General features: G+C 39.1%; 15 protein-coding genes. 3 read left to right on the forward strand and 12 right to left on the reverse strand.

From position 1 onward, the window contains the following. The first annotated feature begins 57 nt into the window (after positions 1–57). Positions 58–411 (forward strand): HesB/IscA family protein, encoded by a 354-nt coding sequence (locus OC25_RS21925; RefSeq protein ID WP_039480636.1) that lies wholly within the window; start codon positions 58–60, stop codon positions 409–411. A 156-nt stretch (positions 412–567) separates the two neighbouring features. Continuing rightward, on the forward strand, positions 568–1,797 hold the full coding sequence (locus tag OC25_RS21930) for an ABC transporter permease (protein WP_039480641.1): 1,230 nt from the start codon (positions 568–570) through the stop codon (positions 1,795–1,797). Positions 1,798–1,939: 142 nt separating this feature from the next. Here OC25_RS21930 and OC25_RS21935 read toward each other — a convergent pair whose 3' ends face one another. The 5 genes from OC25_RS21935 to OC25_RS21955 are packed head-to-tail and all read right to left on the reverse strand — an operon-like array spanning position 1,940 to position 6,578. Continuing rightward, the gene (locus OC25_RS21935; protein WP_039480644.1) at positions 1,940–2,677 is read right to left on the reverse strand and encodes a tyrosine-protein phosphatase; all 738 of its coding nucleotides are present in this window, start codon (positions 2,675–2,677) and stop codon (positions 1,940–1,942) included. 17 nt (positions 2,678–2,694) lie between these two features. Next, positions 2,695–3,252, reverse strand: a complete 558-nt coding sequence (locus OC25_RS21940) for a hypothetical protein (protein WP_039480647.1) — start codon at positions 3,250–3,252, stop codon at positions 2,695–2,697. After that, on the reverse strand, positions 3,253–4,275 hold the full coding sequence (galE, locus tag OC25_RS21945; RefSeq protein WP_039480650.1) for a UDP-glucose 4-epimerase GalE: 1,023 nt from the start codon (positions 4,273–4,275) through the stop codon (positions 3,253–3,255). A gap of 1 nt (position 4,276) precedes the next feature. Continuing rightward, on the reverse strand, positions 4,277–5,266 hold the full coding sequence (locus OC25_RS21950; protein WP_039480652.1) for a UDP-glucuronic acid decarboxylase family protein: 990 nt from the start codon (positions 5,264–5,266) through the stop codon (positions 4,277–4,279). Between the two features lies 1 nt (position 5,267). Further along, positions 5,268–6,578, reverse strand: coding sequence for a UDP-glucose dehydrogenase family protein (locus tag OC25_RS21955; protein WP_039480655.1), 1,311 nt, complete (start codon positions 6,576–6,578; stop codon positions 5,268–5,270). A 122-nt stretch (positions 6,579–6,700) separates the two neighbouring features. On the opposite strand from OC25_RS21955, the gene OC25_RS21960 reads away from it, so the two are divergent. Continuing rightward, positions 6,701–7,963 carry a 3-deoxy-D-manno-octulosonic acid transferase gene (locus OC25_RS21960; protein WP_342418093.1) on the forward strand — a complete coding sequence of 421 codons (1,263 nt, stop codon included), beginning with the start codon at positions 6,701–6,703 and terminating at the stop codon, positions 7,961–7,963. Here the strand turns inward: OC25_RS21960 and OC25_RS21965 are convergent. The 7 genes from OC25_RS21965 to OC25_RS21995 all read right to left on the reverse strand — a co-directional run bounded on the left by OC25_RS21965 (position 7,953) and on the right by OC25_RS21995 (position 13,690). Continuing rightward, positions 7,953–8,459, reverse strand: a complete 507-nt coding sequence (locus tag OC25_RS21965; RefSeq protein ID WP_039480661.1) for a gluconokinase — start codon at positions 8,457–8,459, stop codon at positions 7,953–7,955. The genes OC25_RS21960 and OC25_RS21965 overlap by 11 nt on opposite strands. A 7-nt stretch (positions 8,460–8,466) precedes the next feature. Further along, positions 8,467–9,477 (reverse strand): ferrochelatase, encoded by a 1,011-nt coding sequence (gene hemH / locus OC25_RS21970; RefSeq protein WP_039480666.1) that lies wholly within the window; start codon positions 9,475–9,477, stop codon positions 8,467–8,469. 224 nt (positions 9,478–9,701) lie between these two features. Further along, positions 9,702–10,373 (reverse strand): fatty acid desaturase, encoded by a 672-nt coding sequence (locus OC25_RS21975; RefSeq protein WP_039480904.1) that lies wholly within the window; start codon positions 10,371–10,373, stop codon positions 9,702–9,704. Between the two features lie 118 nt (positions 10,374–10,491). After that, the gene (locus tag OC25_RS21980) at positions 10,492–11,340 is read right to left on the reverse strand and encodes a 4-hydroxy-3-methylbut-2-enyl diphosphate reductase (protein ID WP_039480670.1); all 849 of its coding nucleotides are present in this window, start codon (positions 11,338–11,340) and stop codon (positions 10,492–10,494) included. Positions 11,341–11,352: 12 nt separating this feature from the next. Continuing rightward, complete coding sequence (locus tag OC25_RS21985; protein WP_052266389.1) at positions 11,353–12,027, reverse strand: carotenoid biosynthesis protein; 675 nt, start codon at positions 12,025–12,027, stop codon at positions 11,353–11,355. After that, positions 11,997–13,094, reverse strand: a complete 1,098-nt coding sequence (locus tag OC25_RS21990) for a glycosyltransferase family 2 protein (RefSeq protein ID WP_039480673.1) — start codon at positions 13,092–13,094, stop codon at positions 11,997–11,999. Before OC25_RS21990 ends, OC25_RS21985 begins: the two co-directional genes overlap by 31 nt. Next, a complete protein-coding gene (locus OC25_RS21995; RefSeq protein WP_245222123.1) occupies positions 13,091–13,690 on the reverse strand; it encodes a 1-acyl-sn-glycerol-3-phosphate acyltransferase in 600 nt (199 codons plus the stop codon). Before OC25_RS21995 ends, OC25_RS21990 begins: the two co-directional genes overlap by 4 nt. Positions 13,691–13,700: the final 10 nt, after the last annotated feature.

The raw sequence follows: 13,700 nt of genomic DNA on the forward strand, positions 1-13,700 counted from the left end.
TTAAAAGCAAAAATGTGCATTATTATTTATATTTGTGACAGATAAAATTTAAATAACATGAGCACAACAGTTGATACATCATTTGCACCAGTTACTTTTTCGGAAGGAGCAGCCAAAGAGTTATATAAATTAAGAGATCAGCAGGAAATTGGCGAAGATTACGGCTTACGCGTTGGTGTAGAAGGTGGCGGTTGCGCTGGCATGAACTACGTGCTGGGTTTTGACCAGAAAAAAGATGGCGATCAGGAGTTTTTGATCGATGGCATTAAAGTTTTCATGAACAAAGCACATCAGATGTACCTGATGGGGATGATGATTGATTGGCAAGATGGTTTAAACTCACGCGGTTTTACCTTCATTAACCCGAACGCAACCAGCACTTGTGGCTGTGGTACGAGTTTCTCGGCATAAATAAAATATTATTGTAACATATCGTGTAGTCCCCTTGTCTAAACATCGGGACTTTTTTTATTTTTACACATAAAGGTTTAAGACAAAGGTGTAGGGTACAAGGCTAATCCCATCTTCATACTTGATACTCAATACTATACTTGGTACTTACAATAAATGAATTACAGAGAAAACATCAGACTGGCATTAGAATCTATTAAAGGTAACCGCTTGCGCACCATGCTTACCGCCTTGATTATTGCCATAGGTTTAATGGCTTTGGTGGGGATTTTAACCACACTTGATGCTGTAAAGAAAAGTATGACCGATGCCTTTAGCAGCATGGGGGCTAATTCATTCACCATCCGTAACCGCGGTACAGGTATCAGAATTGGTAATGGTAAAAGGCCAAAACCTTTTAAAGCCATCCGTTACGAAGATGCCATTAAATTTAAAGATAGTTTAAATACACCAGCCAAAGTAGCGGTGAGTGTATTTGCCAGCGGTGGTTCTACTGTAAAGTACGGCAGTTTAAAAACCAACCCGAATATTAATGTGCAGGGTATAGACGAAAATGGGTTGGCCTCTCAAGGCTTAAACCTATCGCAAGGCAGGAATTTTAGCGTTTCTGAAATTCAACTGGGTAGTAATGTATGTATTGTTGGTGGCGAGGTGGTAGAAAAACTATTCAAAGACGCAGATCCGCTTGATAAACTGATTAATGTAGGTAACAACCGCTTTAAAATTGTGGGGATTTTAGCTAAAAAAGGTTCGAGTATGGGCTTTAGCGGCGACAGGGCTGTTTATGTTCCTTTGTTAAAGGCGAAACAGATCAATGCAAACGCCAATCCATCTTACACCATTACCGTAATGGTGCCCAGCAATGAAATGCAGGAAACGATTATCGGAGAATCTACAGCATTATTCAGAAATATCCGTAAGGTAAAAGTAAACGAGACCAATAACTTCGAAATTACCAAGAGCGATGCCATTGCGCAAACCCTGTTCGAGAACCTGGCATTTGTGGCCATTGGAGGTGTAGCCATTGGTATTATTACATTAATAGGCGCTTCCATCGGTTTAATGAATATTATGCTGGTTTCGGTAACCGAACGTACCCGCGAAATTGGTATCCGTAAAGCAATTGGTGCCAACCCGCATGTAATCCGTCGACAGTTTTTAATTGAAGCCGTAGTGATTTGCCTGATGGGCGGTGTGCTCGGCATATTTTTAGGCATTGTACTCGGAAACATTATATCGCTGGCCATGGGCGGAGCATTCCTGATTCCCTGGCTGTTTATTATCGGCGGTTTTGTATTGTGTGTTTTTGTTGGTATTCTTTCGGGATATTATCCTGCCAAAAAAGCCTCAAAATTAGATCCGGTAGAGGCATTGAGATACGAATAAAGGTTAACCGGTTAATTGTTTGAATTGGTTAATTGCAGGTTTTTAGAAAGCGAAGCTTACTTATTAATTTAATTATTAGAATAGTAAAGGTTAGATTATTTGAGCAGTTAACCACTTAACCGATTCAAACAGTTAAACAATTCTAAAGTAGGGCATTCCCCAACTGGTGCTGACTCAGCAAGTTTTCGATTAAAGGTGTGCTTAAGCTATCTGCCAATGCATCGGCGTGCTTTAAATGGTGCATATCGCTACCGATAAAGTCGATCAGGTAATTTTCAACCATTTCCTCGGCTACTTTTTTTGCGCCGTTACCATAATAGCCAGTTAAGGCAATCGTATTGAGTTGCAAAAGACAACCTGTTTCCCTGATCTGGTGGTAATTTTCGAAAGCATGGTGGTAATAAGGATATCTTTCAGGGTGTGCCAGAACAGGTTTATAACCCGCATCCTGCATCATTTTGATAAAATCGAGCAGGTTTTGAGGTGCATTGATATAAGAAAGCTCAAAAAGGAGGTAATCGGAACCAAAGGTTAATACTTCTTTCTGTCTGATCTTTTTCTCGAGGGTTTCATCCAGATAATATTCTGCAGCTGCATCGACCTCGAGCTCTATTTCTGCTTCTTTTAGCCCGTTTCTCAATACATCAAGTCCGCGATTAATGTTATCGGGTGTATTGCGGTAATAATCGGCCATGATGTGCGGGGTGGCAATCAGCTTATGGTAGCCCAGGGCTTTAAATTTTTTAGCCAGCAATAAAGAATCTTTTATTGTTTGTGCGCCATCATCAATACCCGGGATAATGTGCGAGTGCATATCCGTCCCAATACTGGAGAAATTAAATTCGGGTACTATTTTTTTCTTTTTAAATAATCCGAACATAATGGTCGATCGTGGTTTTAACTTATTTTCTTTGGCAGATTACTGGCCTCGGCTGCACCTGCAAATTTAGAGGAATAGATTTTATGGAGCAAATGATTAAAATCTTCGCTCAGGTCAAATTGATGGTCTTCGTGAAGCTTTTTAAATTTATTTAAGGTTACCACGGTTGTTTTCAGATAAAATGCTGTGAACAATATCATAAAATCGCGGTAACCAAAAATTGATTTCTTATAGTCGAAAGGAATGGCATTGAGGATAAACAATTTCAGTTCTACCTCCCCTAACGGATCTTTTGTAACCTTATAAAAATGATTAACCATGGTGATCATCTTCCGGACTTTTACCAAAGCTTCCTTTGCATTCAGCTTGTGTAATTCCGAAATCTGCTCCTCTACATCGGCCTTAATCTTCTCTTTACGGTCGTTTAAATCCGTTTCATCCTCCAACAATTTATAATGAAGGTGTTCGGTAAGCACTTTATCTTTTGCAATTAAACGCAGCAGTAGCTTGTCTTTTTCTTTAACAGGTAAGCTGGTAATGGCTTCTTTAAGATCTTTGTGCTCCGATAACTTCATTTAAAAAGGGTTAGCCTTAATGTATTTTTCCCACTCCCATGCCGAGCGCATCATTTCGTTGATATCCAAGTTGGCCTTCCAGCCCAGTTGTGCATTCGATTTCTGTACATCGCCATAAATCTGAACAATATCACCAGCTCTTCTCGGGCCAATTTTATAATCCAGCTTTTCGTTATTTACTTTTTCAAAAGCAGCAATGATTTCTAAAACTGACGAACCTTTACCGGTACCAATATTGAAAACATCGTAATTGCCATTTGGGTTTCCGGTTTCTAAAAGTTTAATGGCTGCAACGTGCGCTTTGGCCAAGTCAACTACGTGGATATAATCGCGGATAGCTGAACCATCCGGTGTATCGTAATCATCGCCATAAACGGTAATCGGGCCGCGTTTACCAATAGCAGACTGTGTAATAAACGGAACCAGGTTTGCCGGAACGCCATTTGGCAATTCGCCAATTAAAGCCGTTTCGTGTGCACCAACCGGGTTAAAATAGCGCAAAGCGATAATATTTAAATCAGGCGTTACTGCTGCTGTTTCAGCTAAAATCTCTTCGGCAATCTGTTTGGTGTTACCATAAGGCGATTCTGCCTTTTGTACAGGCGCTGCTTCAGTTACCGGTAAGCTTTCTGGCTGACCGTAAACAGTACATGAAGAAGAGAATACGAAATTAATTTTTCTGTTGAATGAGGTTAACAGGTTAATTAATCCGTAAAAATTATTTCTATAGTATTTTAAAGGTTGTTCTACCGATTCGCCTACAGCTTTTGAAGCAGCAAAGTGGATAATTCCATCAATGTCGGTATTGTTTTCAGCGAATTCCTGTACAGCTTTATCATCCTGTAGGTCAATTTCATGGAAATCGAACCATTTGCCGGTAATAGCATGAAGCTGGGTTAAAATTTTAATGTTCGAGTTAGAGAGGTTATCAACAATAACAACTTCATAACCTGCATTGTGTAATTCTACTGCTGTGTGCGAACCGATGTATCCTGTTCCACCGGTAACTAATATTTTTGCCATTTTAACGGTTAAATGTGGTAAAGTCTTTATGATCAATTTTAGCCAAAGCCTCTGCAGGCAACGACTTAAAGTATTCGTATGTAATTTTTAATCCCTCAGCACGACCAACTTTTGGCTCCCAGCCCAATATCTCTTTCGCTTTGGTAATATCGGGTCTGCGTTGTTTCGGATCATCTTGCGGAAGTTCCTTATACACAATTTTTTGCGAGGTACCAGTTAGTTTGATAATTTCTTCGCAAAACTGCTTGATAGTAATTTCATCGGGGTTACCAATGTTTACGGGTTGTGCATAATCGCTCATCAGTAAGCGGTAAATCCCTTCAATAAGATCATCAACATAACAGAAAGAGCGAGTCTGACTGCCATCGCCAAAGATGGTTAAATCTTCGCCCCTTAGTGCCTGCCCGATAAAAGCTGGTAAAACACGGCCATCGTTCAGTCGCATTCTTGGACCGTAAGTATTAAAGATCCTAACAATACGGGTTTCTACCCCGTGAAAAGTATGGTAGGCCATGGTAATGGCTTCCTGAAAACGTTTGGCTTCATCGTAAACACCACGGGGCCCAACGGGATTTACATTGCCCCAGTATTCTTCTGGCTGTGGGTTAACATTTGGATCTCCATAAACTTCGGAAGTTGAAGCAATGAGCATCCGCGCATTTTTATTTCTGGCCAGCCCCAGCAGGTTGTGGGTACCTAAAGAACCAACTTTAAGGGTTTGAATCGGAATTTTAAGGTAATCGATCGGACTTGCCGGTGAGGCAAAGTGTAAGATGTAGTGAAGTTTCCCCGGAATATGCACAAACTTGGAAACATCGTGGTTGTAAAACTCAAAATTTTCGAGTTTAAACAAATGCTCAATATTTGCCATATCGCCCGTAATCAGGTTATCCATTCCGATAACATGAAAACCCTCTTTCACAAAGCGATCACAAAGGTGCGAACCTAAAAATCCGGCTGCACCTGTAATCAAAATTCTTTTTCGACCCATTTTAATCTATTAGTTTTCTACCTATGCTATTATAATAATAGCCAAGATCGATCATTTTTTGCAAATCATACAAATTTCGACCATCGAAAACCACTTTATTTTTCAAAATATGCTCAATTTTATCAAAATCGGGGTTGCGGAAAACCGACCATTCTGTTGCAATCAACAGTGCTTCAGCACCTTCCAATGCTTCGTACTGGTTTTTGGCGTATTTAATTTTATCGCCCAGAATATTTTTAACATTGGTCATCGCTTCCGGATCAAAAACGGTAACGGTAGCACCGTTCTTAACCAGCTCATCAATAATATACAAAGCCGGTGCTTCACGGATATCGTCGGTTTCGGGTTTAAAAGCTAAACCCCAAAGCGCAAAATGTTTGCCTTTAATGTCGCCTTTATAATATTTTAATACTTTATCAACCAGGATTGTTTTTTGTCTTTCGTTAACCTCCATTACCGATTTTAAAATCTGGAAGTCGTACGCATAATCATCGGATGATTTAACCAGTGCCTGAACATCTTTCGGGAAACATGAACCACCATAACCCACACCCGGGAAAAGGAAACGTTTACCGATACGATCATCTGAACCGATACCGCGTCTTACTGCATCAACATCGGCACCAACCAGTTCGCACAGGTTTGCAATCTCGTTCATGAAGGTAATTTTGGTAGCCAGGAAAGAATTTGCCGCATATTTAGTCAGCTCAGAAGAACGCTCATCCATAAAAAGAATCGGGTTTCCCTGACGTACATAAGGTGCATACAATTCGGTCATTAGTTTTTTAGCCTTTTCGCTTTTAGTGCCCAAAACCACGCGGTCTGGTTTCATAAAGTCGTCAACAGCTACTCCTTCTCTTAAAAATTCAGGGTTCGAAACCACATCTACCTCAACCGAAGTATTTTCGGCAAAAACAGCTTTTACTTTATCGGCAGTTCCCACAGGAACGGTTGATTTGTTGACGATTACTTTATACTCGGTAATCAATTTAGAAATATCTTTAGCTGCGCCTAAAATGTACGAAAGATCGGCAGCACCATCGCCACCCGGAGGAGTTGGCAAAGCCATAAAAATAATCTGTGCATCTTTTACGGCATCAGCAAGATTGGTGGTAAACGTTAATCTGTCCTGCTCAATATTTCTATGAAACAAAAGATCTAAACCTGGCTCGTAAATAGGCACTTCGCCAGCCTGCATTTGTTTTACTTTTGCTTCATTAATGTCAACACAAATAACATCATTTCCTGTTTCTGCTAAACAGGTTCCGGTAACTAAACCTACGTATCCTGTACCAATAACGGCTATTTTCATCTAGAGTATAATTTATTTTGTCTGTAACGAAACGATTCTGACTTATCTAATTGTCTTGATTTATAGGCTAAATCCCGAAGGTTTCATATATTATTAAGCTTTTTAAATATATTACTTTTATCTTGGCACGAAGATATGAAATTACACTAATGCTTTTGCTTTACATAATCGGAATTCGGGTTTACATTTTACTAATAAGGATCTTTTCATTATTTAATCCTAAGGCTAAACAATTTATAAGCGGCCGTAAAAACGTCTACACACAAATTGCTCAGCGCATTAACCCGAAAGAAAAACACATTTGGTTCCATTTTGCATCTTTAGGCGAATTTGAGCAGGGCCGGCCGGTTTTAGAAAAACTGAAAACACTTTACCCGGCTAAAAAAATCGTGGTTACCTTTTTTTCGCCCTCAGGATATGAAATTAGAAAAAACTATGCATTAGCCGATGTTTTTTATCTGCCCATTGACACTCAAAAGAATGCAGACAGGTTTATTGAAAGTATTAACCCCGAAATGGCCATTTTTACCAAATATGAATTCTGGCATTTTTACTTTAAGGGGCTGAAAGACCGCGGTATCCCTTTATATGTAATATCGGGCATTTTCAGGAACAGCCAGGCATTCTTTAAATGGTATGGAGGCTTTTACCGCAATATACTAAAAGCAGTAACGTACTTTTTTGTGCAGAACGAAGAAAGTGAAAACCTGTTAAAATCAATTGGCTTAAACAATGTAGCCCTTAGTGGCGATACCCGTTTTGATCGTGTTTATGAAAACGCACAAACACCAAAACATTTACCTTTAATTGAGCAGTTTATAGCTGGCCAACCCACTTTAATTTGCGGCAGCACCTGGCCCGAAGATGAAAAGTTACTTGCTGCCTTACCTGCCCAATATCCCGGTTGGAAATTAATTATTGCGCCTCACGAAATCCATGCCAGCCATATTGAAAGTATAGAAAAACAGTTTCCGGTTGGCAGTTTGCGGTTTTCGGTACTCAGTGCGCACTTAGAAGCTAACAATGCTCAAATCTCAGATCTCAAATCTCAAATCTTAATCATCGATAACATCGGTATGCTTTCGGCATTGTATCAATACGGTAAAGTGGCTTATATTGGTGGTGGATTTGGCACTGGTATACACAACACCCTTGAAGCTGCTGCTTTTGGTTTACCTGTAATTTTCGGGCCTAAATACGATAAATTCCAGGAAGCTAAAGATCTGATTACCATTGGTGCCGCGAAAAGTATATCATCAGCAGCAGAACTGACTGATGCTTTTAATGGTTTTGCAGATAACAAAAATGCCGCTGAAGCAGCCAAAAAATATGTGACAGATAAAAAAGGGGCTACCGATCAGATTATTTCAGTAATTACGAAATGAGCTTAGCCTGGGCTATTTCTGCTACAATAGCATCTATTGGCTGATCGATTGAGACAGTTAAAACATCCTGCTCGTCAACTTGCGGTTCTTCAAGCGTATCGAACTGGCTTTGCAACAGGCTCGATGGCATGTATTGATGCGAACGCTTCGCAATGCGATCATGAATTAAATCGAAACTGCCTTTTAAATAAACGAAGCTGATGGCCGGATTATCGACCCGCAGCAATTCGCGATACGCTTTTTTTAAAGCAGAGCAGGCAATAATACAAGAGGTACCATGCGCTACATGCTCACGGCCAACTTTAGCGATAAGTTGAAGCCAATCTAAACGATCTTCGTCGGTTAAAGGAATTCCCGCCGCCATTTTATCTACATTGCGTTGCGAATGCAGGTTATCGCCGTCAATAAATTCGGCCTGTATTCGTGGTGCAAGGGCTTTTCCTACCACGGTTTTACCACTTCCCGAAACGCCCATTAAAATGATAAAACCTGCCATTTCAGAATTATTTAATCATTCCGGCTAAAGCCTCAATAAATACCGGACTATCGTTTAAGCTTTCTACCAGCTGTACATGCTCTCCTCCTAACTCCCTGAACTCTTCGTGGTATTCTACTGTAATTTCATAAAGGGTTTCCAGGCAATCGGCAACAAAAGCCGGACTAAAAACCAGTAAACGCTTTTTGCCTTCTCCTGCCAACTTTTTCAATACATCGGTGGTGTAAGGTTGCACCCAGGGCTCTTTACCTAAACGCGACTGAAAACAAACAGTGTATTTTTCTTTTGGCAGATTTAATTCAGCAGCAATTAATCTGGCTGTATGATGCCCTTGTGCTGAATAGCAAAATTTATTGGTATCGTTTAAGGTTTGGCAACAATCGCTGCTTTTTAAGCAGTAGCTACCGGTATGATCGCACTTTAACAATTGACGTTCTGGCAAACCATGAAAACTGAACAACACATGATCATAGGTATCTATCTGATGTTTTCTTGCATTTTCTGCAAAAACCTTTATCATTAATTCGTTATCATGGAAAGAGTTAACAAAGGAAATTGGCGGTACAGTTGGCCATTTACCCACCAACTCCATAACCAGCTGTATAACTGAACCACTACTAGCCGATGCATACTGCGGAAACAACGGAATAACCTGAATACTTTCTACAAGGCCCGATTTAAGCTTATCGAGTGCCGAAGCAATTGAAGGGTTTTGGTAACGCATAGCCAGCTCTACCTGGTATTCGTCGCCCAGCCTTTCTTGCAGCATTTTAGCCTGCAGCTTGCTGTAATACAAAAGTGGCGAACCATTTTCGTTCCATATTTCGCGGTATAATTTAGCAGTTTTAGGGCTACGGAAAGGAACGATAATTCCTTTAACCAATAGTGTACGGTTTAATTTAGGAATATCAATTACCCTTTCATCCATCAAAAACTGATCAAGATATTTTTTGACATCGGCTGTTGCCGTACTATCGGGTGTTCCTAAATTTACCAGTAAAATTCCCTTTTTGCTCATTGATATTAAAATATGTTATTTGCGCAAATATCGCTTATTTATTGTTTTTAACCTATGTTAAAAAGTGATGAAAAACATTTTTTCGTCAACAGAAAATAATATTAACGGTTATTATTCCCTGCTTGTTTAACCCGACTGGCCATGATATCGTTAAATCCTTGACTATGAAATCTAATCAAGTGTCAGCTGGTAACAGCTGACACCACTGATGAACATCTAACCTGTTATTTTGTCTTATACAATTGCCACCAGGGCATACCCGGCTTTTGATGATGTTCTAAATGATAGCCGAAAAAGTAACAGGTAATGAAAGCAATGAAATGGTTCTTCTTTAGCGTAGAAGCATGATATTCGTTATCGTGCACGCCCTTATGTGGCAAATAAGTACCAAAATAAAACAATTGAAAAGTGCTTAACAGCGATGGCAACACCCAAAACAGCAACAGATTTTGCTCCGGAACCCAGATTTTCAGAACATTGTAAGCAATGGCCATAATTACGAGTTGTATTACTGTTACATAATTGAGCATAAACCTGAAATACCATTTCCAAAAACCATGCGGAGCAAAATCAGGATCGTTTACGGTATGTACATGATTGTGGTGCTGGTGATGTTTCGTGTACAAACGATTATAGAAAAATCCAGCATATAAAAATACCGCAAGGTAACCGAAAAAATTGTTGATTGTTTTATGGTTTGAAATTGTACCGTGCATGGCATCGTGTGCGGTAATAAACAAACCAGTATACATATGCATTTGTACCAATACCATTAGGTAAACCAAAGGATTTGTCCAACTGAACTGCCAGTTTAACAAGAAAAAAATTGAAATGAACCAGCAGGCAATTACAGTTAATGCAACCAATATTCCGGTAAATGAGCTTACAGTTTTCAATTTACAGTTTATATTGAAATGATTACAATCTTTGATTCCCTCCTTGCCGTCATGCTGAACTTGTTTCAGCACCTCTTCAATCATTTTAATTAACGAGGAGGAGTATCTTCAATGCAATCTAATATTCTTCTAGTCTGGCCTTTACCTTTTCCATCAGCCACATTGGTGTAGAGGTTGCACCGCAGATGCCAACTTTATCGTTTTCGGCAAACCAGCCTTGCTCCAACTCTTCAACATTCGAAATGAAATAAGAATTTTCGTTGTACTTTTTACATACATCGTAAAGCACTTTACCGTTGGATGATTTTTTACCTGAAACGAAAACGATTTTATTGTAATGGCTTACAAAATCTTCCAATTCCTCGTAACGGTTAGATACTTGCCTGCAAATGGTATCGTTGGCCTTTACCTCGTAACCGCGACTCAACAATTCATCTTTAATGTGGTAAAATTTATCGGTGCTTTTGGTGGTTTGACTATACAAAGTAAACTTAGCAGGAAGCTCAACATTATCGAGTTCTGCCAAATCCTGAAAAACAATTGCTTTACCATCGGTTTGGCCTTGCAAACCAATTACCTCTGCGTGTCCGTGCTTGCCAAAAATAAGTACCTGCTCATCATCATCGTGCGAATTTTTAATCCGGTTCTGCAGTTTTAAAACCACCGGGCAAGAGGCATCAATTAAGGTAAGGTTATTTTCTAAAGCCAGCTGATAAGTAGATGGAGCTTCGCCATGTGCCCTGATCAGCACTTTTTCATCGCGTAAATTCTTTAAAATTTCGTGATCGATGATTTTCAATCCCCGGTTGGTTAAACGTTCAACTTCTTCATCGTTGTGCACAATATCTCCTAAACAATATAAATAACCATCGTTATCCAAAATGTCTTCGGCCATTTCTATGGCATACACTACACCAAAGCAAAAGCCTGATGATTTATCGATGTTGACCTGTAAGTTATAACCCATTGCAATGCAAAATTAAGCAAAAATATTTGTTCCCGTTGTCATGTATAAGACAACAAAAAAGATAAACTGTGCCACAAACATCGCTGTGCCCAGGTATTTTTGCTGTTTAAGGCCCAATGCATAGTAAAACTTCAATAAAATAACCGAAACAATAAACCAGGCCACATAATTCTGAACCGGGATTTCGTGCCAGTTCCATTGCCAATAGTTAAATTTCATGGCTACAGGTTCTAAAAAGTAATCGAAAATAACCAATGCGAGTGCACCCAGTGCAGAAGCGAGAATACTGTTTCTAATCTTCAGGCTTTTCATCATTTGCCCTACGCTAAAAATCAGAATTACCCAGTTTACCCCCATCAACAAAGGCACAGCAGCAATTTTGTAACCCAGTGTAGGCCCATAATAATAACTGCCAAATATCTTGCCGGTATGTACCCCCAAAACCTCAACCATAAAGCCACATAGAAAAACGCCCGAAACAAATAACAACAAACGTTTAACATCCGCATTGTAGGCAAAAACAATTACGGCAAACATGAGCAGTAAATGAAAAGGAACCAGCTTAAGGAAATAAGGCTGGGCAGCCGGAATTAAAAAACCGAGTAAACCAACCAAATGAAAAACGATAATTACAGCAACTGCAATTTTTTTAACTTTTAAATCGCTTTGATCGTTCTGCCCTTCCATGTGCCTGTTTTAAAAATATGCTTTTTTATAGAAATCAATGAAATAATTAAGAAGAACAACATCTGAAAAGGATGCAATATCAAATTAACCAAAACATTTTGTCCTGATAAATAAGAAATCATTATTCTACTTAAAATTATTAAAGTTAATGGTAACACCAGTAAAGTAACATTAAAGTTTAAAATTAAAATTACCGGACCAATAGTTACCAAAAGCTGGTAAAGTAATAAGATTAAGATGTTATTACCAAAACCTGCGAGTAAATTTTTACTGAACCCGGCAATACTTTCGTTCAGTCCTTTATACATCCTGCAATAAATCAGGCCGTTGGCTAAAAGTGCTTCGGCATTAAATTTTTCCTGTTTAACGCGTTTCATAATTTCAACATCTTCTACCACCTGGTTCTTTACCTTTTCGTGCCACTGGTTTTCACTGTAGTTATGGGCATTAAAAAACATACACTGTCCGCTTGCCGCAGCAAATGCCGGATTTTTTGAAAGTTTAACCAGTCGCAATGGCAATAAGTTTAGCAAAATAAAATGCATTAAAGGTACCGTTAAGCGCTCACCTATCGATAGCATCACCTGATTGGTAAAAACGCTCAGCAAAGCAAGTTCACCAACTTCCATACGGGCAATTAAACTGTTAATCAGTCCGCCATTAATGGTTTCATCGGCATCAATAAATAAAAGGTAATTTCCGGTAGCCAGTTCGGCAAGCTGGTGACAGGCAAAGTTTTTCCCAAGCCAACCCAGTGGTAGCTCTTGCCCTTTAACGATCCTGAAATTAGGGTTTTGCACACAAAAGGTTTCTACCAGTGTAAATGTCTGGTCGCTGCTACCATCATCTAAAACGATAACTTCGTAATTGATATAGTCCTGGTTGCGGATAGATATTAATAAGTCGAGTATATTATCAGCTTCATTCCGTGCCGGAATCAGGATCGAAACCTTCTCATGGTAATGCTTAATTACGCGCGGCAATTTAGGGTTAGATAGAAAATTAAAAAGGGTAACTGAAAACCTGATGACCAGAAAAATCAGCACCGCGTAAATAAAAATTGTCATTCAGTAATCTGTGTTTGTTTAATAACCGATTGATCGTAATGTTTATTGTACGCACTTTTCAACAACTGCAAGCTCACGTATTCTTCAGTCTCCCAATTTTGGAGATAAGTATATGCAGAAGGCTTTCTTTTGGCAAAGTAATCGATAAATGTAGCCGCAAAAATGATATTGATCTTTTTTTTACTGGCATTAATCATTTGCATAACGCCTTTTTCGAAGCTGATACTTTTTAAATGATTTGAATACAATTTGCCCTGCGGAAAAACGAGCACCAAATTATTGGGATCATCTAACAGCTCACCCGCATAACTGAGGGTATCTAAAACATCTTTCCCTTTGCCTTCGGCAGCAAAAGCACCTAAATATTTCAAAAAGCTAACCTTATTGTAATTATCGGCATTAACCAATACATGAAACTGCTTTTTAAACACCTTTTTATTGAGGTAAAAGATAAAAAAACCATCCCACCAGCTGAAATGATTGGCCAGAATAAGCATTGAAGCATCAGATTTGGTTTCAACCCGATCGAAATGAAAGGCTGTGAAATCTTTTTTAATGATAAACTGAATGTACCAGGAGAAAAAGCTAAAAATCAAATTATTTTTC

The sequence above is a fragment of the Pedobacter kyungheensis genome (genome assembly GCF_000812965.1).
GTDB classification, from domain to species: Bacteria; Bacteroidota; Bacteroidia; order Sphingobacteriales; family Sphingobacteriaceae; genus Pedobacter; species Pedobacter kyungheensis.

Coding starts and splice junctions, on each gene's coding strand:
- OC25_RS21925 (WP_039480636.1), top strand. CDS start 58: ATGAGCACAACAGTTGATACATCATTTGCACCAGTTACTTTTTCGGAA.
- OC25_RS21930 (WP_039480641.1), top strand. CDS start 568: ATGAATTACAGAGAAAACATCAGACTGGCATTAGAATCTATTAAAGGT.
- OC25_RS21935 (WP_039480644.1), bottom strand. CDS start 2,677: ATGTTCGGATTATTTAAAAAGAAAAAAATAGTACCCGAATTTAATTTC.
- OC25_RS21940 (WP_039480647.1), bottom strand. CDS start 3,252: ATGAAGTTATCGGAGCACAAAGATCTTAAAGAAGCCATTACCAGCTTA.
- galE (WP_039480650.1), bottom strand. CDS start 4,275: ATGGCAAAAATATTAGTTACCGGTGGAACAGGATACATCGGTTCGCAC.
- OC25_RS21950 (WP_039480652.1), bottom strand. CDS start 5,266: ATGGGTCGAAAAAGAATTTTGATTACAGGTGCAGCCGGATTTTTAGGT.
- OC25_RS21955 (WP_039480655.1), bottom strand. CDS start 6,578: ATGAAAATAGCCGTTATTGGTACAGGATACGTAGGTTTAGTTACCGGA.
- OC25_RS21965 (WP_039480661.1), bottom strand. CDS start 8,459: ATGGCAGGTTTTATCATTTTAATGGGCGTTTCGGGAAGTGGTAAAACC.
- hemH (WP_039480666.1), bottom strand. CDS start 9,477: ATGAGCAAAAAGGGAATTTTACTGGTAAATTTAGGAACACCCGATAGT.
- OC25_RS21980 (WP_039480670.1), bottom strand. CDS start 11,340: ATGGGTTATAACTTACAGGTCAACATCGATAAATCATCAGGCTTTTGC.
- OC25_RS21985 (WP_052266389.1), bottom strand. CDS start 12,027: ATGGAAGGGCAGAACGATCAAAGCGATTTAAAAGTTAAAAAAATTGCA.
- OC25_RS21990 (WP_039480673.1), bottom strand. CDS start 13,094: ATGACAATTTTTATTTACGCGGTGCTGATTTTTCTGGTCATCAGGTTT.